This is a genomic window from Enterobacter chinensis, from assembly GCF_034008295.1.
Lineage (GTDB): Bacteria > Pseudomonadota > Gammaproteobacteria > Enterobacterales > Enterobacteriaceae > Enterobacter > Enterobacter chinensis.
On sequence record NZ_JARDVI010000003.1, the window covers coordinates 195,454 to 219,290 of the forward strand.

The following is a 23,837-nucleotide window of genomic DNA, read 5'->3' on the forward strand; positions in this document are numbered from 1 at the left end:
GTTAAGGTTAGTTGTTGGAAATGCTACAGGAAATAATACACACGGATGATGATCGGCGCGATGGGGGATTTCTTTAATATTGCTTCAGATTTACCCCTGCAAAAATCTGAAAATGCGCCAGAAATATCCTTATTCTTTTTACTGATATTTACACTGTTTACTTTTTGACATAAGTTGCGCGTTTTTTAACAGTCAAGTTTGAAAGCGGACTTTGAGCGGAGAGTAAACAGTGTTAGGGAAAACATCAGCAATCATGCTGCTGGCAGCCATTATGTTACTGGCGCCCGGCATCACACTCGCCGCCCCGTTGTCACCGGCCGACCGTAATACCAGCCAGCAGCAACAGCAGCAGTTGCTGGATGAGAACCAGCGTCAGCGCGAATCGCTGGAGCGCAGCGTGGTATTACCGCCTCCTGTCAGGGCAGACGATACCTCTGCGTCACAAGGCCCGTGTTTCTTCATCAGCCGCATTGAGCTGTCGGGAGCGACCCTGCTTTCGCCTTCTGCTGAAAAGCAGTTGATCGCGCCATGGCTGAATCAGTGCCTTGATATTGCCCGTTTAAATACCCTGACTAACGCCGTGTCTGACTGGTACATCAGCCGGGGGTATATCACCAGCCGCGCATTTTTAACCGAACAGGATCTCTCTGGTGGCGTCCTCCAGCTTGCGGTTCTGGAAGGTAAGCTCCAGCAAATACGCCTTGAAGGCGTGCCGGCCCGCACCCTGAGCATGACCTTCCCCGGCCTCGAAGGAAAAATTCTCAACCTGCGCGATATCGAACAGGGCATGGAGCAACTCAATCGCGTGCGCCAGACGCCTGTAGAAATTGAAATTTTGCCCGGCGACAGGCAGGGCTACTCTGTCGTCAATCTGACGGCTTCGCCTGAATTCCCGCTCAGCGGAACAGTGAGTTTCGATAACAGCGGGCAAAAGAGCACCGGGACCGGGCAACTCAATGGCGCGCTGTACGGCAATAACCTGCTAGGTCTGGCGGATAAATGGTTTATCAGCGGCGGGCGCAGCAGCGATTTCTCGAATAGCCAGGATGCGCAGAATTTTGCCGCCGGGATCAGCGTACCTTACGGCTACGGCTTGCTGGACTACAGCTACAGCTGGAGCAACTACCTCAGCACCATCGACAATAACGGCTATCTCTGGCGTTCGACGGGGGATACCGGGACGCACCGCCTGACAGGCTCCTGGGTGCTGTTCCGCAATGGCGATATCAAAACCGGCGTGTCGGCGGGCATCACGCACCGCATCAACCATAACTATCTCGACGATGTTCTGCTGGCCACCAGCAGCCGCAAACTCTCCAGTTTCTCACTGGGCCTTAACCACACGCAAAAAATCGCTTCCGGCGTGGCGACCCTGAACCCGACCTTCACTCAGGGGGTACCGTGGTTTGGCGCAGAAGATGATAGCGACAAGCATGGCGATGTACCGAAAGCCGAATTTCGCAAATGGAGCGTGAACGGCAGTTTTCAGCGCCCTGTTGCCGACAAACTGTGGTGGCTGACCAGCGTCTACTTTCAGTGGTCGCCGGACAGGTTGTACGGCAGCGAGCGTCTGACGCTGGGCGGTGAAGCCTCCGTGCGCGGCTTTAAGGAGCAGTACATCTCCGGCGATAACGGCGGCTACTGGCGAAATGAGCTGAATTATTCGCTCTTTACCCTGCCGTGGGTGGGGGATGTCGGCCTGCTGGCGGCCATCGATGGCGGCTGGCTGAAGAAGGACGGTGTTGACCGTTACGCCTCCGGCACGCTGTGGGGCGCTGCACTGGGTCTTACGACGGCTCATCGTAACTACTCAAGCCAGTTTACCGTTGGCACACCGATGGCGTACCCGGACTGGCTGGGGCCGGACCACCTCACGATTTATTACCGCGTATCAGTGGCTTTCTAAGGGACAGGGATGATGAAAAAGGATCAGGTTCGTTTTTCGCAGCGCGCGCTGAGCGCGTTACTGAGCGTGCTGCTGGCGACGCAGCCGCTGCTGCCCGCGATGGCAGCAACCCTCACCCCGTCCGGCAATACGCAGATGGACAAGGCGGCCAACGGCGTTCCGGTGGTGAATATTGCCACGCCGAATCAATCCGGTATTTCCCATAACAAGTACAACGATTACAACGTCGGGAAAGAGGGGCTGATCCTCAATAACGCGACCGGGCAGCTCAACCAGACCCAGCTTGGCGGCCTGATCCAGAATAACCCCAACCTGAAAGCCGGGCAGGAAGCCAAAGGCATCATCAACGAAGTCACCGGTGCTAACCGCTCGACGTTGCAGGGCTACACAGAAGTGGCGGGCAAGGCGGCCAACGTCATTGTGGCGAACCCCTACGGCATAACCTGTAACGGCTGCGGGTTTATCAATACGCCGAATGTGACGCTCACTACGGGTAAACCGGTGCTCGATGCCAGCGGTAAGCTGCAATCGCTTGATGTGACCAAAGGCGCCGTCACCATCGAAGGCGCAGGGCTGAATGGTAGCCAGAGCGATGCGGTGTCGATCATCTCCCGCGCAACCGAGATTAATGCGCAACTGCACGCGAAAGATTTACGTATCGTTACAGGGGCGAACCGCGTCGCGGCGGACGGTAGCGTCAGTGCGTTAAAAGGTGAAGGTGAAGCCCCGAAAGTGGCGGTAGACACCGGCGCGCTGGGCGGGATGTACGCCAACCGCATTCGTCTGGTCTCCAGTGAAACGGGGGTGGGCGTAAACCTGGGCAACCTTAACGCGCGTCAGGGGGAAATTAACCTTGATACCCGTGGTCGGCTTGCGGTTAACAACAGCTTGTCCAGCGGAGCCATCACGGCGAAAGGGCAAAGCGTCACCCTGACGGGGGATCACAAAGCGGGCGGGGAGTTGAGTATCGCCAGTCAGGGAGATATCGAACTTAACCAGTCGACGCTCCTGAGTGATAAAAATCTGCATTTAAATGCGGGGAATAATCTGGCCCTGAATGGCGGAAAGCTGACGTCGGGGCAAAACATGACGTTAAGCGGAAAACAGATACAACAGAACCGCACCGGCCAGGCAAATGCGGCTAACGCGATCGCCCTGACGAGCAGCGATAGCGCAGTATTGAAGGGGCAACTGACAGCCGGAACGCAGTTGAACATTACCGCAGGTACGCTGAAAAATGAAGGCCAGTGGGCAGCGGCGGAAGCGGTAGCGATTAACGCACAGCGCGTTGAGAACCTCGGCGCTGTGCAGGGCAAAAGCCTGACGGTCATGGCCGACAGCGTAACCAGCTCGGGGAGTCTGACCAGCGGGAGCACGCTTGATATCGCCGCCAGCACCGTCACGCTTCAGGGCAATACGGGTGCTAAAGGAACAGCGAACATCATCGCCAGCGGAAAGCTGGAAAATAGTGGGGAGCTGGTCAGCGACGACACGCTGACGCTGAACGCGGAGCAGATCGTCAACAGCGGTACGCTTTCCGGTGCCCGGGGGCTCACGACCTCCGCTAAGACGTTCACCGCCAGCGAAAAGTCAGTTACCCACAGCGAGGGGGATCTGGCGCTGAACAATACCGATACCACGCTTGCGGGTGAAACCAGTGCGGGTGGCACTCTTACCCTGCAGGGGCGCAGTCTCAACACTACGGCAACGGCACAGACGCAGGGCAACGGCATCAGCCTGGACGTGCTAAATGCCAAGCTTGAAGGCTCTCAGGCAGCCAAAGACAGCCTCGTCCTGAAGGCTGATAACACCCTTATTCACACGGGGAAATCGTCAGCCTCAGTGCTTAAGGTGGAAACCGGGCATCTCAGCAACAGCGGGACGCTGACGGCCTCCTCGCTCGCGATTAACAGCCCTGACGTCATTAACAGTGGCCTGATCCACGCCGAAGCAACGCTTTCACTGGTCACCCGTCTGCTGGATAACCGCAGCAGCGGGGTGCTGTACAGTCCGGCCGCGCTGTCGCTTTCACTCGCTGAACTGAAAAACGCCGGCATTATCACCAGCGACGCCGCGCTTTCCCTGTCTGGCTCAACCCTGACCAACGGCGGTGAACTGAGCGGTGCCTCACTGGCTATTGATTACGACACGCTAAGTAACAGCGCGGGTGGTCTGCTGCTGGCTCACGGGGCAAACCGCATCACGGCGCGGTCGGTTTCCAGCGCGGGTAGCATCGTGGGCAACACGCTGACGCTGAATGCCGATCGCCTCGAAAGTGCCGGTCTGTTACAGGGCGACAGCGCACTGTCCCTGACCGCTGGAATACTGGATTTACTGGCAGGCTCCCGCACGCTCACGGGTGGGGCGCTCAGCCTTTCAGGCACCACGCTGACCACCGCAGGACAGCTACAGGGAGAGAACCTCAGCATCCGGGGGCGTGACTGGAATAACAGCGGAAGTTCACTCGCGACCGGTTCACTTAACGCCTCGACCAGCGGCACACTCAGCAATACTGGCGATCTGATGAGTCAGGGCAACAGCACGCTGAATGCGGTCAATACCGTTAACAACGGCAACATGTTGTCGGCAGGTGAACTCTCGCTCACCGGTAAAACGCTACGTAACAACGGCACGGTTCAGGGGAACCGCGTCACCGCGCATCAGGACAGCATCACCAACAGCGGAACGCTGACCGGGATCGCCGCCCTGACGCTGGCTGCCCGCCTGGAGATGGCGGCACCGTTACTGGATTTGGTGAATGACGCGTCGGGATCGTTGCTGACAGCGGGCGACCTGTCCGTGACGGGCGGCGAACTGAGAAATACAGGGAAATGGCAGGGGAAACGGGTACTTATTCATGCGCAGGCGCTTACGAACGGCGGTGCGATCCAGGCAGAAGATTTACTGGATGCGCAAATCGACAGCACCCTTACCGGCACCACGGGGAGCAAAGTCACCTCCAATGGAGAACTGGCGCTCTCAGCACTGACGCTGGTGAACAGCGGTCAGTGGATTGCAAAGCACCTCACGCTGCAGGCGAATACGCTGACCAACAGCGGTGAAATCACCGGTGTTGATACGCTTTCGGTTGCCGTTAACCAGATGAATAACCAGGCCGGAGGAAAACTGCTGAGTGCGGGCGCGCTGGCCCTTGATACGGGTAATGCGACCAACGCCGGGCAAATCCAGGGGAAAACGACCTTTGTTACCAGCGGGCAACTGATCAACAGCGGACGGCTTCAGGGGGAAGCGCTGACGCTGAATGCCTCAGGGGCTCTGAGCAATACCGCCAGCGGCGTGCTGCTGAGTGAGAACGCGCTGACGGTATCGGCTGCCACGCTGAATAATCAGGGAACGATACAGGGCGGTGGAGAATCTGTGGTGAAAGCCACCACCCGCATGCAGAACGACGGCAAACTGCTCTCTGGCGACAGTCTTACGCTGACCGCGCCGGAGCTGGCGAACAGCAGCAGTGGGCTGGTTCAGGCGGTAAGGTTGCTGCTGGATGTGGTGAACGCCGTGAATAATGGCCGGATACTTGCGACCGACAACGCCGAGCTACGGGGAACGACTCTCACAAACGACGGCACGCTGCAGGGTGCAGACCTGCTGGTTAACTATCAACGTCTTACTAACGGCGGTACGGCGCTCGGTACGTCAGCGCTCACGGTGAAGGGCGATGCGATTGCGAATAGTACCAGCGGGAAGCTGCTCAGCGCAGGTAATCTCACCCTCAACAGCGGCACGCTGAATAACGCGGGTCAGATTGTGGCGCTGGGGGATGTCACGCTGCATCTGTTAAGTGCGCTGGAGTTCAGTGGAACGCTGGCCGCCAGCAACAACCTGTCTCTCACCGCTCAGGGGGACATTACCAATAACGGTACGATGCAGGGGAACGGCCTCGTTCTGAGCGCCGGTGGCGTGCTCACCAATAACGGACAGGTCACTGCAGGTAACGGTCACAGCACGTTCAGCGCGCAACGTATTTTGCTCAATTCAGCAGGTAGCCTCTCTGCAGGCGGCGACGTGGCGTTTAACAGCCTGAGCGACATTACCGTAAATGGGTTTACCGGTACGGCAGGTAGCCTGACGATGAATGCGGCGGGCACCTTGCTCAATACCGCATTGATTTATACCGCCAATAATATGCAGCTCTTTGCCGACCGTATTCATAACGTCTACGGTGATATCCTGGCAGGGAATAGCCTGTGGATGCAGAAAAATGCGGCGGGTGCGGCGAGCAGTGAAGTGGTGAACACGTCCGGGAATATTGAGACGCAAAAGGGCGATATTACGATTCAAACCCGGCATTTTGAAAATAACAGAGATGAATTAACCTCAAAAGTCGTTGAGGAAACTTTTTACGATCAACTGCCCGACACGAGTGGAAGCACAATTACAATTTGGGGAAATGAAGATGGTCACCCGGATTACGAAATTTTTGTTGGTGGGGGTAACGCCGGACCAGCGCCTATGCTCGTTGTTAAACCCGATGAAACAACGAGTACAAAAAAATACCTGGTTGAAAGAAAAACCGAATCGGTAGATCTTTCCGGGACGGCGGGACGTATTTCCTCTGGCAGAGATTTGACTATTGGGGCTGACTATTTCCTCAATAATGCATCCCAGATTCTGGCAGGCAGAGATATTCTCTTATCGGGAAATCGTTTCGATAATTTAAGCTACCAGGACAAAGTGATTGAAACCTGGCGCACTTATACCTTTTCAAAAGCAGGTTTTTACTCTAACTGGATCCCCAAGCCAGAAGAAATCTACTTCATCTATGAACTTTCAGATAATGAAGTTACTGAAAGAACTGGAGAGGTTGTCCGCGCAGTTATTCAGGCGGGCGGTAATGTTCAGGCGAACTTCACAGAAGGTGTGAATAATGGCGATTTCTCACCATTAACAGGAGAGATTGCCAATAACATCTCGACCCCAACGCTGACCCCACTCAGCAACCAGTCCATCGCCAACGGCGAGCAGGCGCAGTCTCTTGTCGAAACCGATACGCAGGACATCACCACGCCGCAATGGCGTGATGCGTTAAGCGACGCCCTGAAAGATATTTCCGGTGGTTCATCACTTTCCGACCAAAACGGCAGCAGCGGAAACTATCCACTGCCGTCCGGCAACAACGGCTATTTTGTCCCGTCAACCGATCCCGATAGTCCGTATCTGATTACGGTGAACCCGAAGCTTGATGGCCTCGGCAATATGGACGACAGCCTGTTTGACGGACTGTATGACCTGCTCGGCATAAAACCCGGCAATGCGCCGCGTGAAACCAACAGCGCGTATACCGATCGGAACCAGTTCCTCGGCTCGGCCTATTTCCTTGACCGTCTGGGCCTGAACCCGGACCGCGACTACCGTTTCCTCGGCGACGCGGCATTTGATACCCGTTACGTCACCAACGCCATTCTCAACCAGACCGGTAGCCGCTATATCAACGGCATCGGTTCCGATCTCGATCAGATGCGCTACCTGATGGACAGCGCCGCAGAGCAGCAGAAAACGCTGGGGCTGAAATTCGGCGTGGCGCTCACTGCGGCTCAGGTTGCCGCGCTTGACCACAGCCTGCTGTGGTGGGAAGCGGCGACCATTAACGGTCAGACGGTGATGATCCCGAAAGTCTACCTCTCACCGAAGGATGTCACCGTTCACAGCGGCAGCGTGATTAGCGGTAATAACGTCCAGCTGGCGGGCGGTAACGTCATCAACAGCGGCAGTACGATCGCGGCGCAGAATGGCCTTACAATCGACAGCAGCAACAGCCTGAGCAATCTCAACGCCGGGCTGTTGAGCGCAGGCGGTGGGCTGAACCTGAGCGCGCTGGGGGACATCAACAACATCGGTTCCACCATCAGCGGTAAAACGGTAGGGCTTGAGAGCGTCACGGGCAGCGTTAACAACGTTACCCGCGTACAGCAATGGAATGTCGATGCGGGAAATGTGCATTTCAGTGGCACGGATATCGGCAAGACGGCCTCCATCACCGCCACCGACGGGCTGACGATGCGCGCCGGACAGGATATCAACGTGACCGGCGCAAACGTGTCGGCGGGCGGCAGCCTGGCCATGGCGGCGGGGAATGACATCAACATCACCGCCAACGAGATTGCGACGAGCGAGGGACGTGCCGGGCGCAACCGCGCCACTACGGAGACGGCGTCCGTTACGCATCAGGGCAGCACCCTGAGCGCGGGCGGTGACCTCACCCTGCAGGCAGGTAACGATGTGAATGCCCGTGCGGCAGCGATAGCGGCGGAAGGGGATGTGGGCATTCAGGCCGGGCGGGATGTGAATCTGCTGGCGGAAGCGTCAACGGAACGCTCCAGCAGCCAGGCGAAGAAAAAGACCGCCATCGATGAGTCTGTTCGTCAGCAGGGAACGGAAATTGCCAGCGGGGGGAATACGGCGATCATCGCCGGGCGCGACGTGACCGCGCAGGCGGCTGACGTAACGGCGCAGGGCGATATCGGCGTGGCGGCAGGCCGCGACGTGAACCTGACGACGGCAACGGAGAGCGATTACCGCTACCGGGAGCAAACCAAAACCAGCAGCGGGTTCCTCAGCAAAAAGACCACCCACACCATTGAGGAAGACAGCGTGACGCGGGAGAAAGGCTCGCTGCTGAGCGGCGACAACGTGACGGTGTCGGCAGGGAACAACCTGCTGGTGAAAGGTTCTGCGGTTGCCGGAGACGGCGACGTGTCCCTGTCCGCAGGCAATAACGTGGACATCGTGGCGGCGACCAACACCGACACCTCATGGCGCTTCAAGGAGACCAAAAAGTCCGGCCTGATGGGTACGGGCGGCATCGGCTTCACCATCGGCAGCAGCAAAACCACCCACGACCTTCGCGAGCAGGGCACGACGCAGAGCGAGAGCTTCAGCACTGTCGGCTCAACGGGCGGTAACGTCAGCATTACCGCGGGCAAACAGGCGCATATCGGCGGGGCGGATATCATCGCGCAGAAGGATATCAGCCTGACCGGCGACAGCGTGGTGATTGAGCCGGGGCATGACAAACGCACCCGCGATGAGAGGTTTGAGCAGAAGAGCAGCGGTCTGACGGTGGCATTGTCGGGGGCGGCGGGGAGCGCGGTGAATAATGCTGTCACCACGGCACGCGACGCGAAAGGCGAGAGCGATGACCGCCTTGCGGCGCTGAAGGCCACCAAAGCGGCACTGTCAGGCGTACAGGCCTCGCAGGGTGCGGAAATGGCGCAGATTAACGGCGATCCTAACAGCGGTATCGGCGTAAGCGTTTCGCTCTCCTCGCAGAAATCGAAATCCGAGCAGCACATGCAGAGTGACACGGTTGCGGGCAGTACGCTGAATGCGGGGAGTAATCTTGCCATCACCGCGACCGGAAAAGGGAAAGGTGATAACAGCGGCGACATTCTTATCGGTGGCAGCCAGCTGAAGGTGGGCGGCGACACCGCGCTTGTCGCAGCGAACGACATTGTGCTGGGCGGCGCGGCCAGCACGCAGCAGACGACAGGAAAGAACAGCAGCAGCGGTGGCGGCGCAGGCGTCAGCATTGGCGGTGGCAAGAGCGGTTACGGCATCGGCGTGTTTGCGAATGTGAATGCTTCGAAAGGCAGTGAAAAGGGCGACGGTACGGCGTGGACGGAAACAACGCTCGACAGCGGCGGGATGGTCTCCATGACCAGCGGTCGGGACGCCATTCTGAAAGGCGCGCAGGTAAGTGGCGATAAAATCGTTGCGGATATCGGACGTGACCTGTGGATGAGCAGCCAGCAGGACAGCAACGATTATAAATCGACGCAGAACAGCGCGGCGGCAGGCGGCAGCTTCTCTTTCGGCAGCATGACGGGTTCCGGCTACATCAGCGCCAGCCAGGACAAAATGAAGAGCACGTATGACTCGGTGCAGGAGCAGACAGGGCTCTTCGCGGGTGAAGGCGGCTTTGATGTGACGGTGGGACGGCACACGCAGCTTGACGGTGCGGTGATTGCCTCGACGGCGACGGCGGACAAAAACAGTCTCGATACGGGAACGCTGGGCTTCCGGGATATCCACAACGAGGCGGATTATAAGGTCAGCCACAGCGGTATCAGCCTCAGCGGCGGCGGTGACTTTGGCGGTGACGCATTTAAGGGCAACCTGCCGGGCGGCGTGGTATCGGCTGCGGGCAGCAGCGGTCATGCGGAAGGCACGACGCAGGCGGCGGTGGGTGAGGGTAACATCACCGTCCGTGATACCGCGAACCAGCAGCAGGATGTGGCTAATCTGAGCCGGGACACAGAACACGCAAACGACAGCATCAGCCCGATATTTGACAAGGAGAAGGAGCAGAAGCGGCTTGCGCAGGTGAGCGCCATCAGCGATATCGGCGGACAGGTGGCCGACATTGCCAGAACGCAGGGCGAGCTGAATGCGCTGAAGGAAGCGCGTAAGACGCACCCTGACCTGACGGTCGAGCAACTGAAAGAGACGCCGGAGTACCGGGATGAGCAGGCGAAGTTTGGTACGGGTAGCACCATTCAGCGTGGTATTCAGGCGGCAACGGCGGCGCTTCAGGGGCTGGCGGGCGGAGACCTGACGGCAGCACTGGCTGGGGCGTCGGCGCCGGAACTGGCAAATTATATCGGCCACGGTATGGGCATCGACGACAACGCAGCGGCGAAAGCCATTGCTCACGCCATACTGGGTGGTACGGTTGCAGCGTTGCAGGGCAACAGTGCGGCGGCGGGTGCTGCGGGCGCGGTCACGGGGGAGCTTGCGGCGAACGCGATAATGGCGTCTCTGTATCCGGGCAAAGCGGTGAGTGACCTGAGCGAGGAGCAGAAGCAGACGGTCAGCACGCTGGCGACGATATCGGCGGGGATGGCCGGAGGAATAGCGGGAGACAGCACGGCTTCAGCAGCTTCGGGGGCGAAGGGCGGGAAGAATGCGGTTGAGAATAATGCGCTAAGTGTTGCTCAAAACAAATCCCGCTCTCAGGAAATGGCTCAGTGCCAGGGTGCTGCTGCTTGCGAGAAAGATGTTGTTGATAAGTACAAGAAAATCAACGCTGAGCAGCATGAGAGTGTGGTTGGTTGTAAAGGTGCACAAGAGTGTGTAGATAAGGCAAATGAAGTCGGTAAGATACAGGCTGATTATGCTAATCGTACTAATGAGCTTCTGGAAAAAGCTCGCGTTGATGGTAGTCTGAGTCCTGAAGAACAGAATGAACTTTCTATTCTTCAGGTGACAACTATCCAGCTTGAAGCAGACAGAAATGCAGCAATCCACAATGCGCTGATGTCTGGTGATTCGCCGGAAGCGAAGCAACTTGCGATAAACTCGTTAGCGCAGTTGGCCGGAACCAGCGCGGCAGGAATTGCAGCGGGAATCGGGAAGTCAGGGGCGAAAGGAAGCCCATTACCTACGCCTCAACCAACTGTTGCAGCTAATGGCTTGGTGTATAAATCGAATCCAAAACATACTCCAGGCCAGCCGAGTAACAGGCCTGATGCAGGTATTGAACCTAAGGATTCGATTAGCCTCTTTGAGCAATCTATTCCAAGTACAAAACAATATCCGAATAAAGAAGTTAGATTTGCAGTTGATAGCCAGGGTAATGTACACCGTTTTGTTGGTACGAATGGTGAGTATCACTGGAACGGAAGTACCGCAGATAAAAACGCTTTGACCAGTGATCAAATACCAACTTCAATCCAGAAACAATTAGGAGTCCGGATAAAATGATTTATGGCGATCCCTTTTTTTTTGCTCTCCAGTTTGATGTTGTTGAATGCTGGAACGATCCGGGTGATATCTGGAAAAATGGCCTTTTTACTTTATATATTGAGGGTAAAAAACTGTTTGATGCCGTAGATGCTGTTGAGTTACGAACTACGTTTAGTTTTTATTCAAAAGCACCAGTTAATGATCTGGTTATCAACGATTTAGATATTTGTTCGGATGAGCTTTACAAGAATGCTAAAGATTATTTTCTTGGTGACGGTGAAGAATTGATTGATGGCTTATTTGATATGACATGTGTCCCGATGGAAGATAATCGTTGCTATCTTTACTTTATCAAGACAAGTATCGGAGATAGGCTTGTATGGAGTACCAGCACTAGCGATAGTATAAACGAAACAGTTCTCCCGCCTGGAACAATTCTTAATGTAATTAACAGATTAAAAGACTGTCATTTATAAAAAGATCCCAGCCTCAGCGGTGGGATCTTTTTAACCGTCACCCCTTAACCGGCTCGATCATCAGTCTCCCCTACGTCAGTATTACGGCAGGCAAACAGGCGCATATCGGCGGGGCGGATACGCAGGCGGCGCTGTCCGGTGTACAGGCCGGCCAGGCCGTGGCGCTGGACCAGGCGAAGGGCGATTCTGACAAACGCAATAACAACACCATCGGCATCAGCGCGTCGATTGGGTCACAGTCGTCCAAATCCTCATCGCATACGGAGAGCGAGACGACGACGGGCAGCACCCTGAGCGCGGGCAATAACGTCACGATAAAGGCTACCGGAAGCGACATCACCGTGGCGGGCAGTCAGATTAAGGCCGGGAAAGACGTGACGCTTGATGCAGCGCGGGACGTTAACCTGATTGCCTCGCAGGACACGCAGCAGACGACGGGTAAAAACAGCAGCAGCGGTGGTAGCCTGGGTGTCGGGGTGGGCGTCGGCTCCGGTGGGGCGGGCATCAGCATCTCGGCGAATGCCAACAGCAGCAAGGGGCACGAGAAGGGCAACGGTGTCTGGCAGAACGAGACCACGGTGGATGCAGGTAACCGCGTGACCATTAACACCGGGCGCGACGCGACGATTGCCGGGGCGCAGGTGAGCGGCGAAACCGTGGTGGCAGATATCGGGCGCGACCTGACGATTGCCAGCACTCAGGACAGTGACCACTACAACAGCAAGCAGAACAGCGTCAGCGGCGGTGTGGGTTACACCTTTGGTGCTGGCGGTTTCTCCGGCAGCATCAACGTCAGTCGCGACAAAATGACCAGCGACTACGACTCGGTGCAGGAGCAGAGCGGGCTGTTTGCAGGCAGCGGCGGGTTTGACGTGACGGTGGGCAACCATACGCAGCTCGACGGCGGGGTGATTGCCTCCACGGCGACGGCGGATAAGAACCGCCTCGATACCGGGACGCTGGGCTTCAGCGATATCCACAACCAGGCGGACTTTAAGACCGAACATCAGGGCGCGGGCATCAGTTCGGGCGGCAGCATCGGCGAGCAGTTTGCCGGGAATATGGCGAACGCTCTGCTGGCCGGAGGCGGTAACAGCGGTCACGCGGAAGGCACGACGCAGGCGGCGGTGAGCGAGGGGACGCTCATCATCCGCGATAAGGAGAACCAGAAGCAGGATGTGGCGGACCTGAGCCGCGACGCGGAGCATGCCAACGGCAGCATCAGCCCGATTTTTGATAAGGAGAAGGAGCAGCAGCGCCTGCAGGAAGTGCAGCTGATTGGTGAGATTGGCTCGCAGGCGGTGGATATTGCGAACACTTATGGAGAGACAGAAGGGCTGAAGGCGGCGCGGGATGCGCTGTCGAAAGAGGGCGTGACTGAGCCGGATGCGGATGCCAGCGACGCACTGAAAAAGGCCTATCAGGATGCCCTGCGCGGGACCGATGCGTACAAAACCACGACGGCGAAATATGGCACGGGCAGTGACCTGCAGAGGGGTATCCAGGCGGCGACGGCCGCGCTTCAGGGGCTGGCGGGCAGCGATCTGACGGCGGCGCTGGCGGGGGCATCGGCGCCGGAGCTGGCAAACTATATCGGACATGGTTCCGGGCTGAGCGATGAGGCTGCGGTGGTGGCGCATGCCATCCTGGGCGGTGCGGTTGCGGCGCTGCAGGGGAACAGTGCAGCGGCAGGGGCGGCCGGTGCGGCTACGGGTGAGCTTGCGGCGAAGGTGATAGCGGGTATGCTGTACCCTGACGTTAAAGATTTGTCGAAGCTGAGCGAGGAGCAGAAGCAGACGGTCAGTGCGCTGGCAACGATATCGGCCGGGATGGCTGGCGGGCTGACGGGAGACAGTGCGGCTTCAGCGGTTGCGGGTGCGCAGGGCGGGAAGAATGCGGCGGAGAATAATGCGCTGGGAGATAAGGACAAGCTGCCGGTCAATATCTTCGACATCAATCCACTGAAACCAAATGTGCTGGATGCTGACGGTGACCCGCTGAAAGGTGGGGGTGGCAAAGGTATTCTTCCATTAGGAAGAGGTTCAACTGGAAGAACTACTCCGAATTCTTTAGGTGAAAAATTGTCGATGGAACAGGCAATGTCTAATCCTACTGCTGGCCGTCAGTTGCCAATACCTATGACTGATCCTAGATGGCCAAGGTCTGAGGGATGGGTAAAAATGGCTCAAAATATAAATGGCGTTGAAGTCCATTATGTTCGTAATACAAAAACAGGACAGGTTGATGACTTCAAATTTAAATAGGAACCCATAAATGTTAGTTCTATGTCGCTCAGTTTCAGGAAAATCTTTACCTGAAAATGCAAGGATCATGGGGGAGACGGATGAAACAGATTTCTCACCTTTGCAGATAGGCCAGCAATATAAAGTTTATGGGGTAATGTTCTACACATCCAGGATCGATTTTTTAGTCTGTCCTGCTTCAGGTGGTCCAATGTGGGTTCCATCAAATTTATTTGATGTAGTAGATGACGAAATCCCCCAAGGGTGGGGCTGTGTTCTTACTGAGAGAAGTGAAGGATATGCTGATTTATCAGAGGCTTTTGGTATCCACTCTATCTGTGGGTACCTTGAACTAATAAGGTCATACTCACATTATGTTGGGATACTTGAACGTGATCCGGAAGAATTAAAGATTTTCTATTCTCAATAGCAAAAGGATCCCGGCCACCGGGCCGGGATCCTTTTATCCGTCAGCCAACCGGCTCGATCACCAGCCATCCTTGTTTCATGCTGACCGTGACCGAGCGGTGCTGAATCACGCCTCTGCCAGCAAGTTGCCGTTCAGGCGCAGGGCCAGAGCGAAAGTTTCAGCACTTTCTTCTCGACGGGCGGTAACGTCAGCATTGCAGCGGGCAAACAGGCGCATATCGGCGGAGCGGATAGGTTTACTAAAACACGTTCTAACGGGGAGACGTTGTATTACAACCCAACAACAAATACTTTTGCTGTTAAAACGGCAGACGGGGTTCCTAAGACAATGTTTAAGCCGGACCCTGCTGATTGTGGATACAAATCGAAACTGGACTACTTTAATGCACAATCATGAATTTTATGTATGCCGAGTATGTGGCGCTGAACAGCTAGATCCTCCTTGGGGGGAAGATGGTCAAATACCAAGTTATGACATCTGTGACTGTTGTGGTGTTGAGTTTGGGTATGAAGATATGAATTTGGAGTCGATCAAACACTACAGACAAAAATGGCTCGACAGTGGTGCTAACTTGTTCAGAAAGAAAAATAAACCAGAAAATTGGTCCTTAGATAGGCAGTTACAAAATATTCCTGATCGGTATCGTTGAGTGAATGATTTCCCGGCCACCGAACCGGGAGCGTTCTATCAGGCTTTACCCTGGATTCCCTTTTCTGTGCTGGATCACCAGCCGATTGTCCGCATTTAACGGCAGTGGATATTGCAGAATGTAAGGGAACGTCGAATTAGGCCTGAACTAAGTATGAAAGAGTGGTAAGCGTAAGCATATAGAAGGATATTCTCCTTCATTATTTTATCTCAAGGAAAGAAAATGAAAGTAACAAAATTCACAGCAACTATTTTACTTTGCGTTATAGCGCTAACGGGTTGTGCCAGCAAAATAAAACCTGAAAAAGTAACCTCTTCAAATGGTAGTTCGATTGAGATTATGGCTGTGTCAGCACAGGCAGACCTTAATAATAATCGTATCGCAGATAATTCACTACGCGTAGTTACCCCGACTCATAACGCTGTAGGGAAAGGGCTAGCCGTTTTGTCTGTGTTAACCGGAAATATAAATCCCAGCAGTTTTGATAAAGAAAATTATAAAGGGGAAATCATCGATTCGATCAAAAACCCTACTAAGACCTATCTCGCTGAAGCTGCAAAGAAAACTATCAGTAAATGGATGGACTCCCAATCCAGTGGGTATGTTTATAAAGAGCAACTCTATATTGGCCATGCTACCTGGGCATTGATCTTTAAAGATGCTACGGCAACCACTCCCGTTTATCAGCTGAAATATAAGGTACTTTTCTATAAGAAACCTGAGGATGGGAATATGTTTTCCGCTTATACTGTAGCTGAATGTTCCCCAGCTCCTGTGGAAGCGAATCTGTCAGAATGGGAAAGTGAGAATTATAAGAAGGTGACTGTTGAAACGCAGAAGTATATGGATGCCTGTATCCTTGAGTTAAATAATCAACTCCCGCGCTTGCTTAAAAAATAGCATCTTTATTTAGTTATCCAATCCCGGTTTTAACGCCGGGATTTTATTTTTTAAACGTCATTTACCCTCGATTTATCACCGGTAAATCTCCCAAATCATTCAGCGCCCCCGGAAACGTCTTTAACCACTGCGCCACTTTCTTTTTATTAATATTCACCACACTCATGCCTTCAAGACATCCCCATAACTCACGTGTATGCTGTGGCGTAATGACAATACAATCCTTCATAACCCGGATTTTGACTGGCATGCCGTTGATAAAACCTGCATTTGCGAGCCACTTGCCGCTAAGAGGAAGGTATCGACAGTCCACTCGTGAATAAAGCTCACAGCAGGCAGAACTATCTTTCTGCGTTTCCGCTCGGGGGTGAACAGGGGCTGCATCAGTCCGGTTCCCGTGCAAACGGCGAATATCATTTTTGCGTATCAGATCGCGGTTTTCGGTAATACTGTTAAAAGCATCTGATTCTGTTTTGAAAACAGTAAACTCTGGCTTAAAATTCGTCTCAGCCATATTCAACTCCTTATAAGTTGCTATGTGGTTAGCGGTATGGAGGTGTTCCACCACCTTCATATCGCGATATCTCACTCTCTTTAAATCTCGCGCCTATTATATCTAACTGAATAAAAATACAGTATCTGATAACAATATTAATATGGAAATTGCGAGGTGGCTTCAGAAAATATTGTTGTGATTGTCATGCTACTCGAAAAATATCAATTACGGCGTTTTCACACCATCCACCCGACCAGCACCTTACCTCCTCCTCGGATTTTCTGAATTATTCTCAAACCAGACAAACCTTGTCCAGATTCATCCCGTGGTAGGCTATGGTGTACATCGCGTAATGAAGCCGTTAATGCCTCAGGAAAGAATAAACAACAATGACGAAAATACTGCTTGTGGATGACCATCCGGCAATCTGCTTTGCACTCAAGGTGTTACTAGAAAAAAATCCGGATTTTACCGTGACGACATCCTCCGGCGAGAACCTGCTGGCGCTGCTGCATCGGGAGCTGCCGTCGCTGTTAATCCTCGATCTGGAACTCAAAAATGCCGACGGGCTGGATCTCCTTCCGCGCATCAAACATCACTTCCCTGCGCTCAGGGTGCTGGTTTACACCAACCAGCCAGCGGAGATCTACGCACTGCGTACGCTGAAGGCCGGGGCGAGCGGGTTTATTAATAAAAGCCTGGCGCTGGATCGCGTCGAGCCTGTTTGTCAGCTGCTGCTGGACGGCTATCACTGTTTCCCGGAAGAAACGTTCACGAAAGTCGTTGAGGCTACTGAAATAAAACATGACACCCGGTCGCTGCTGGCGAGTTTCTCCGATCGTGAAATTGCGGTGCTGAACTATCTGAAGCAGGGCAAAAGCAACAAGGATATTGCCGATCGGCTGGCGCTCAGCAACAAAACCATCAGCACTTATAAGGCACGAATGATGAAAAAAAGCGGTTTTGCGCATTTTGAACAACTTTTCGATCTTATTGATACCTCAGAGCCAGAGACGTGAGAGCCGTTACCTTTATCCTGCTTTTTTGCATTGCATTCACCGTGTGCGCCGCGCAACAGGGGGAATCCCTTCGCTTGCTGGCGCGTAGTCATGAAGAGGTGATCGAGCCGGGGCTCAGCGGCAGCGAATGGCGCTGGGTACGCGAGCATCGCAAAATCCGTATGGCGGTCTGGGAGCCGATGATGCCCCCTTACGACATCACCACAGGGTTGAACGATTACGGCGGTATTAACGCGGATTTCACCGGGCTGGTGGCGGAAAATCTCGGTGTCGAGATCGAGGTTGTGCGCTATCCAACCTATGACGATGCCCTGTTGGCATTGCGGGCAGGTAAGGCAGATTTTATTCCTCAGGCAGGGGGGAACCAGCAAAAACAGGGGCTGGTGCTGAGTGTGCCTTACAGCGACAACATCGCGGTTGAAGTAGTTAACACCGATGCCTCGCCCGATGAGCCGGTGAAAAGGATCGCTGTTTCGCCTGTCTACAGCAGCAGCGAGGTGCTGGCTCGCTATCCGGAGGCTGAAATTGTGAACTTCACCTCCACGCGGCATGCGCTGGAGGCGCTGGCGTTTCGCAAAATCGATCTGTTCTTCAGCGATGCAATCACCGCGCGTTACCTGGCGAGTCAGTCAAATTTAAGCAATCTCAGCATTCGTCCGGTGGCGGACACGTTCGAGGCATCGGGATTCTCGTTCGCCGCAATGCCGAAAATGGCGGTCTGGATCGCGATTCTGGATAAGATGCTGCTGGCACTGCCGGAGAACGCGGGGGTGGAGATCCACCGCCGCTGGAGCGGGGGGATCCCGCTCTCCCTGAGCGAGGAGCCACCGCGTTACACTTCACTTGAACATAAATGGATCAAAGAACACTCCCGCATCCGCGTCGCGGTGGCGCAGGATAATGCCCCCATTGCCTTTTTCAACGCGCGCGGGCAGTTGCGCGGCATCCTTGCGGATCTCCTTACCGCACTTCGTTTGCGTACCGGGTTTACCTTTGAAATCCGCCGTTATCCGAACCAGGAGGCCGCCTTCAGGGCCATTAGTCGCGGTGAGGCCGATCTGATTGCCGGCGTGACTCAGGAAGGGATCTGGCAGGCGGATCTCCTCACCACCCGAACCTGGCTGTATAACTCCTGGGTCATGGTTGGACACGCGCTTCCGGGGAAGGAGGTGCTTCAGCCCCGCGTGGTGAGCCTGCGCGGTGAAGCGCCGGATGGCTGGCTTGGCAGACAAAACAGCGGCCAGACGGCGAAGGTCGATACCTGGTGGCAGGGTTTTAACAGCGTGGTGAAGAATAAAAACGACATGATGGTTGTGCCGCTTATCATTGCCAATGCCCAGCTCACCCGTAAGGAATTTGCGTCACTGAAAATTCTCGCCAGCATCGATGCCGATCCGCTGCGCTTTGCCTTTGGCGCATCGCGGCAGGCCTGGCCGCTGATCACCATTCTGAATAAAGCACTGATCAACATCCCGCCGGAGGACCTCCACGCCCTGACGCGCGGCGGCAATACGGGCAATGTGTTTGCCTCTGTGTCGACGTCGGCGCTGTCGATAACGTGGGTGGTGGCGTTCACCGCCGCCGGTACGGCATTGCTGGTGTTGGTGGTGTGGTGGATTTACCGCCAGCGACGCATCCGCCGGGCGCGCATCCTGGGGCTTATTCAGACGCTGCTCGCGGCGAAACATCGCGCAGAGCGAGCCCATCGGGGAAAAAGCGCCTTTCTGGCGACCATGAGCCATGAAATTCGCACGCCCGTTAGCGCCATCATCGGCATGCTGGAGCTGGTGATGAAACGCCCGGATACTGCCCCGCAAAACCCGCAGTCGATACGGGTCGCCTGGGACGCGGCGCAGTCGCTGTTGTTGCTTATCGGGAATATCCTGGATGTGGAGCGTATCGAGTCTGGCCGTCTGGTGCTCCGCCCGGAGCGCGCCTCGCTTCGAAACCTGATAGAAGGAACGGTGTCGCAGTTTGAGGGGCTGGCAGCGCAGAAGTCATTGAAACTGTTGCTGGAAATGGATACCGCCCTGAAAGGGGACGTACTGATAGACGTAATGCGTTTTCGTCAAATCGTCACCAACCTGCTGGGTAACGCCATAAAATTCACCGACCGCGGTCAGGTGCTGCTGCGCGCACAGCCGCAATGGCAGGATGGCAAGTTTATGCTGCTGGAGCTAACGATAGCAGACACCGGCGAGGGGATTGATGACGCGACGCGACAGCGCCTGTTCCAGCCTTTTAGTCAGGGAGAGAGCCGTACCAGGGCGCAGGGCAGCGGGCTGGGGCTCTATATTTGTCGCCAGCTCGCCGACATGATGGAAGGGGATCTCATACTGAACAGCGTGCCGGGCGAGGGCTCGACGGTCACGGTGACGCTCAGGCTGCCGATCATGGCCGCACTGCCAGAGAAAGAGGCCGCTCCTTCTGTGGCTCCCGGCGAACGGGCTGCCTTGACCATTATGGTGGTAGACGACAATCCGGTCGGGCGGATGCTGCTGACCCAGCAGCTTGAGTGGCTGGGGCATGCTGTTACGCAGTATGACACCCCGAAAATGCTGATCGAGAGCCTCGCGACCCGACGGCCAGACGCGGTGATCACCGACTGCAACATGCCCGAAATGAGTGGCTATGCGTTATCGCGCATCATTAATGAACGTTACCCGGATGTCGTGGTGTTTGGGATGACGGCTGACGCGCGTGAATCCGTTCGGGATGAGGCGCGGGAAGCGGGTATGCGCGACTGTATCTTCAAGCCGGTCACGCTTGTTGCGCTGGAAAACCTGATTATATCCCTGACCCCTTGCGGGAAATCCCCTGTGGCTTCTCATCCCGCCATGACGCTGCCCGCGGCGCTGCTGGACGGTGAGCATCTGGCAACGTTTCTGGATCTCCAGATAACCGTGCTGGAGGAGACGCTGCGCGATATCGCGCGGTGGCGAAGCGATCCCCGCACATCCTTAAATGAAGCGCTGCACCGGCTGCGGGGCGGTATTCAACTGCTGGGTATGACGACGCTGGAAGCACGCTGTCTGGAGCAGGAGCAGGCTGCCGATAGCAGCGGTATCCGTCAGCTTGAGGAGGACATTCTGGCATTGAGGGGCGCATTACAGCACTGGCGCGAGACGGGACTACAACCGGGCGAGACCGTCCTACAGCAGAATGAGGACGGGCGTACAGCGTAAACTTCCCGTCCACCGGGGTACTCTTTTATTCGAGGAAGTTCACATATAAAGGAGATATCCCGATGAAAAAATTTGTATCCGCACTGGCCGTTATCGCATCTGTTGGTATGTTCACCTCCGCACAGGCGGCAGAAAGCTGCACCGCGAAAGCCGCCGCGCTGGAAAAAGAGATCCGTATTGCCCAGCAGTACGGTAATACCTACAAAATCAACGGCCTGAAAAAAGCGCTGGCTGAAGTCAAAGCGCACTGCACCCCGGCAAGCGTACAGGCTGACGCGCAAAAAGATGTGAAGAAGCTTGAGAAGAAACTGGCAGAGAAGCGTGAAGATATTGCCGAGGTTCAGGCAGACCTGCGTGAAGCGAAAGCCAAAGGTGACAGCAAGAAAGTGGCGAAATACCAGCGCAAACTGGCTGAAAAACAGAGCGATATGAGCGGTATTCAGCAAGAACTGAACCGTGCTCGCGCTGCGCTCGCATCCCTGCAGAAATAACGCTGTTGTGTAAAACAGGTGAGGGGGCATTAGCCTCTTCACCTTTTTGCGCTGCCTGCCATCATGACTCTACTCCGTCTTCTCTGTTTTATGCTGCTGTTCACTCTGGCAGAGAGCCGCGCGGCCCCTCAAAAGACGTGGGTGATCCTCAATAACCTCTACAAAGGGGCGATCTCGTTTGATGTATCTGCCTCCGGGCCTTGCCTCAGCCAGCCGCTGATGGAGGAGTGGGGCGTGCGTGACGCGGTGCTTGCGCGTCTGGTCTGGGATGCCAAAGGGTGCCTGACACCCCAGTCTGCCGAGCAGTTTAACCTCAAATACTGGTACCGCCCGCAAGCGCAACTGCTTACGCTCCTGTTCCCGACAGACGCCATTAGTCCGCAGCAGAATGGGGTCAGCACCAGCCGCTGGGATGATGGCATCAACGCACTGTTTATTAACTATCGTCTGGATGCGGATAACAGTCAGGCACAGTACGACTGGGAGCATTCCGGCACTGACGCCACGCTGAACCTGGACAATGGCCTTAACGTTGGGCCCTGGCGGCTGCGTTATCAAAACACCGTCTGGCGCGATAAAGAGGGGCAACACGGTTCGTACAGCAATGCGATGTCGCTCTGGCGTAGCATCACGCCGCTGCGTTCGCGGTTGACCTTTGGCGACGGCAATACGTCTTCAAATTTGTTCGACAGCCTGGCGTTTCGCGGTGCATCACTCGCCAGTGATGAGGCGATGTACCCCGATAGCTGGCGACCCTATTCACCCTGGATCAACGGCTATGCCCGCACCGAGGCCGAAGTCACCATTCATCAGAACGGCGTACGTGTTTACCGTATTCACGTCCCGCCCGGACCATTTACCATTCGCGATTTTTATCCGCCGGACCCAAACGGCAACCTGGAAATGACGATTCAGGAGAGCGACGGTACAGAGCGTACCCGTCTGCTGCCCTATTCCAGCATGCCCAATCTGGTGCATCAGGGACTCTTTAGCTATGAAGTTGCCGCCGGACGTTATAAGCCTTTTCACGGTATCGACAGGGATAAGGACCGCTTCTGGCAGAGTACCTTCTCGTGGGGGATTGCACCGCAGGTCACCGTTTTTGCCGGGCTACAGCAAGGAGAGCACTATTTCAGCCAGGTCGCGGGTTTCGGCGGTAACCTGGGGCTGTGGGGCGCGTTTTCCGGAGATGTCAGCGCGGCCCGCTATACGCAAGAGGCGGCGACGCTGCGCGGCAAGGTGTGGCGTGTGCGTTATGCCAAAGCGTTCTTCACGACCGAAACCAGCCTCACCGCTCAGCTCCAGTGGTATCCGCGTGGCGGGCATTACCGGTCGCTGGAAGAAAAAATCACGCGGGCGGAACTGCTGAGATACGGCTGGGACGATGACGTCACCCGGCGGGCGCTTCGCGGGCAACTGGAGCTTAACCAGAATCTTGCCGAGGACTCTAGCCTGAGCCTGTCGTGGCAATGGTTGAAGTCACGTGAACCTGACGCGGGCAACACGGGAACGACGCTGAGCCTGAATACGACCTTCCACAACGTGGATTTAAGCGTGTACGGCGTATACGAGCGCTACGGTAAAAACCCGGATGAAACCACTGTGGGTATCAACGTCAGTGTGCCTTTATCCCTTTGGGGGGCGACGAGTAATGTCGGCTATATCACCGAGCTCGCCAGCCGGGGGGAAGATAGCCATGGGGTGAATGTATACGGTTCAGCGTTAAGTGATTACAGCCTGCGTTACGATCTGCAGGCGACGCATACCGTTCACCGCGATGATGAGCTCTCTGCGAACCTGGGCTATCAGTACAACGCGGGCGAGCTGAATCTCAGTATGGTGCGCGGGGGAACGCGCCGCGATTATCATGCCGACACCAGCGGTAGCATTCTGGTCCACGCGGAAGGTGTGACGCTGGGCCAACAACTCGGCAGCACGGCTGCGCTGGTGGACGTGCCGGACTCGCCGGGAATGGGCTTCTATAACCAGTTTGGCTCAACAACCAATGTCAAAGGCGAGCTGCTGGTGAGTTACTTAACGCCATGGCGGGTGAACAGAATTACGGTCGATAGCCAGAGCTTGCCGGAAAATACCACGCTGGATGTGACGGAACTGGAAACGGTTCCGACCGACGGCGCAATTGTCCTGCTGCGTTTCCCACAACCGATAAGGTATTGAAAGTAAAAAGAACGGGATAAAAATTGAGACCAATCCCTACGTAAAATTACCAGGTAAAACGCGTATTCATCCGAATAGTTTGCCCTTTCGGGAGTGCTTATGCTTCGTCTCACTGACTATTTTTCCTGATATCGGCAGACGATTGTTCGCCGTGAGGAA

The 23,837-nt window shown here is 55.4% G+C and carries 11 protein-coding genes and 1 pseudogene; 11 read left to right on the forward strand and 1 reads right to left on the reverse strand.

Going from position 1 to position 23,837, the window contains the following annotated elements:
* Positions 1 to 253 precede the first annotated feature (253 nt).
* The 7 genes and pseudogenes from PYW49_RS10240 (at position 254) to PYW49_RS10270 (ending at position 16,309) form a co-directional block, all read left to right on the forward strand.
* Positions 254 to 1,906 (forward strand): ShlB/FhaC/HecB family hemolysin secretion/activation protein, encoded by a 1,653-nt coding sequence (locus PYW49_RS10240; RefSeq protein ID WP_320386596.1) that lies wholly within the window; start codon positions 254 to 256, stop codon positions 1,904 to 1,906.
* Positions 1,907 to 1,918: 12 nt separating this feature from the next.
* Positions 1,919 to 11,629, forward strand: coding sequence for a hemagglutinin repeat-containing protein (locus tag PYW49_RS10245; RefSeq protein ID WP_320386597.1), 9,711 nt, complete (start codon positions 1,919 to 1,921; stop codon positions 11,627 to 11,629).
* Positions 11,626 to 12,087: an immunity 42 family protein gene (locus PYW49_RS10250; RefSeq protein ID WP_134347505.1), complete on the forward strand. Its 462-nt coding sequence runs from the start codon at positions 11,626 to 11,628 to the stop codon at positions 12,085 to 12,087. Before PYW49_RS10245 ends, PYW49_RS10250 begins: the two co-directional genes overlap by 4 nt.
* Before the next feature lie 119 nt (positions 12,088 to 12,206).
* Positions 12,207 to 14,003 (forward strand): annotated as a pseudogene (locus PYW49_RS10255) (hemagglutinin repeat-containing protein); the annotation flags it as partial.
* 358 nt (positions 14,004 to 14,361) lie between these two features.
* Positions 14,362 to 14,760: a hypothetical protein gene (locus PYW49_RS10260; RefSeq protein ID WP_320386365.1), complete on the forward strand. Its 399-nt coding sequence runs from the start codon at positions 14,362 to 14,364 to the stop codon at positions 14,758 to 14,760.
* Positions 14,761 to 15,142: 382 nt separating this feature from the next.
* Positions 15,143 to 15,409, forward strand: coding sequence for a hypothetical protein (locus tag PYW49_RS10265; protein ID WP_320386366.1), 267 nt, complete (start codon positions 15,143 to 15,145; stop codon positions 15,407 to 15,409).
* A gap of 222 nt (positions 15,410 to 15,631) precedes the next feature.
* Entirely contained in the window at positions 15,632 to 16,309 is a 678-nt protein-coding gene (locus tag PYW49_RS10270; RefSeq protein WP_320386367.1) for a hypothetical protein, read from the forward strand.
* Between the two features lie 61 nt (positions 16,310 to 16,370).
* Here PYW49_RS10270 and PYW49_RS10275 read toward each other — a convergent pair whose 3' ends face one another.
* Positions 16,371 to 16,823 (reverse strand): SymE family type I addiction module toxin, encoded by a 453-nt coding sequence (locus tag PYW49_RS10275; protein ID WP_320386368.1) that lies wholly within the window; start codon positions 16,821 to 16,823, stop codon positions 16,371 to 16,373.
* A 371-nt stretch (positions 16,824 to 17,194) separates the two neighbouring features.
* Here PYW49_RS10275 and PYW49_RS10280 point away from each other — a divergent pair, with 371 nt between their 5' ends.
* The 4 genes from PYW49_RS10280 (at position 17,195) to PYW49_RS10295 (ending at position 23,678) form a co-directional block, all read left to right on the forward strand.
* Positions 17,195 to 17,824 (forward strand): response regulator transcription factor, encoded by a 630-nt coding sequence (locus PYW49_RS10280; RefSeq protein WP_134347510.1) that lies wholly within the window; start codon positions 17,195 to 17,197, stop codon positions 17,822 to 17,824.
* Entirely contained in the window at positions 17,821 to 21,009 is a 3,189-nt protein-coding gene (locus PYW49_RS10285; protein ID WP_320386369.1) for an ATP-binding protein, read from the forward strand. The genes PYW49_RS10280 and PYW49_RS10285 overlap by 4 nt, the downstream gene beginning before the upstream one ends.
* Before the next feature lie 62 nt (positions 21,010 to 21,071).
* Entirely contained in the window at positions 21,072 to 21,500 is a 429-nt protein-coding gene (locus PYW49_RS10290; protein ID WP_320386370.1) for a DUF1090 domain-containing protein, read from the forward strand.
* Between the two features lie 63 nt (positions 21,501 to 21,563).
* Entirely contained in the window at positions 21,564 to 23,678 is a 2,115-nt protein-coding gene (locus PYW49_RS10295; RefSeq protein WP_320386371.1) for a fimbria/pilus outer membrane usher protein, read from the forward strand.
* Positions 23,679 to 23,837 lie beyond the last annotated feature (159 nt).

Coding starts and splice junctions, on each gene's coding strand:
- PYW49_RS10240 (WP_320386596.1), top strand. CDS start 254: ATGCTGCTGGCAGCCATTATGTTACTGGCGCCCGGCATCACACTCGCC.
- PYW49_RS10280 (WP_134347510.1), top strand. CDS start 17,195: ATGACGAAAATACTGCTTGTGGATGACCATCCGGCAATCTGCTTTGCA.
- PYW49_RS10265 (WP_320386366.1), top strand. CDS start 15,143: ATGCACAATCATGAATTTTATGTATGCCGAGTATGTGGCGCTGAACAG.
- PYW49_RS10275 (WP_320386368.1), bottom strand. CDS start 16,823: ATGGCTGAGACGAATTTTAAGCCAGAGTTTACTGTTTTCAAAACAGAA.
- PYW49_RS10245 (WP_320386597.1), top strand. CDS start 1,919: ATGAAAAAGGATCAGGTTCGTTTTTCGCAGCGCGCGCTGAGCGCGTTA.
- PYW49_RS10270 (WP_320386367.1), top strand. CDS start 15,632: ATGAAAGTAACAAAATTCACAGCAACTATTTTACTTTGCGTTATAGCG.
- PYW49_RS10295 (WP_320386371.1), top strand. CDS start 21,564: ATGACTCTACTCCGTCTTCTCTGTTTTATGCTGCTGTTCACTCTGGCA.
- PYW49_RS10260 (WP_320386365.1), top strand. CDS start 14,362: ATGTTAGTTCTATGTCGCTCAGTTTCAGGAAAATCTTTACCTGAAAAT.
- PYW49_RS10250 (WP_134347505.1), top strand. CDS start 11,626: ATGATTTATGGCGATCCCTTTTTTTTTGCTCTCCAGTTTGATGTTGTT.
- PYW49_RS10290 (WP_320386370.1), top strand. CDS start 21,072: ATGAAAAAATTTGTATCCGCACTGGCCGTTATCGCATCTGTTGGTATG.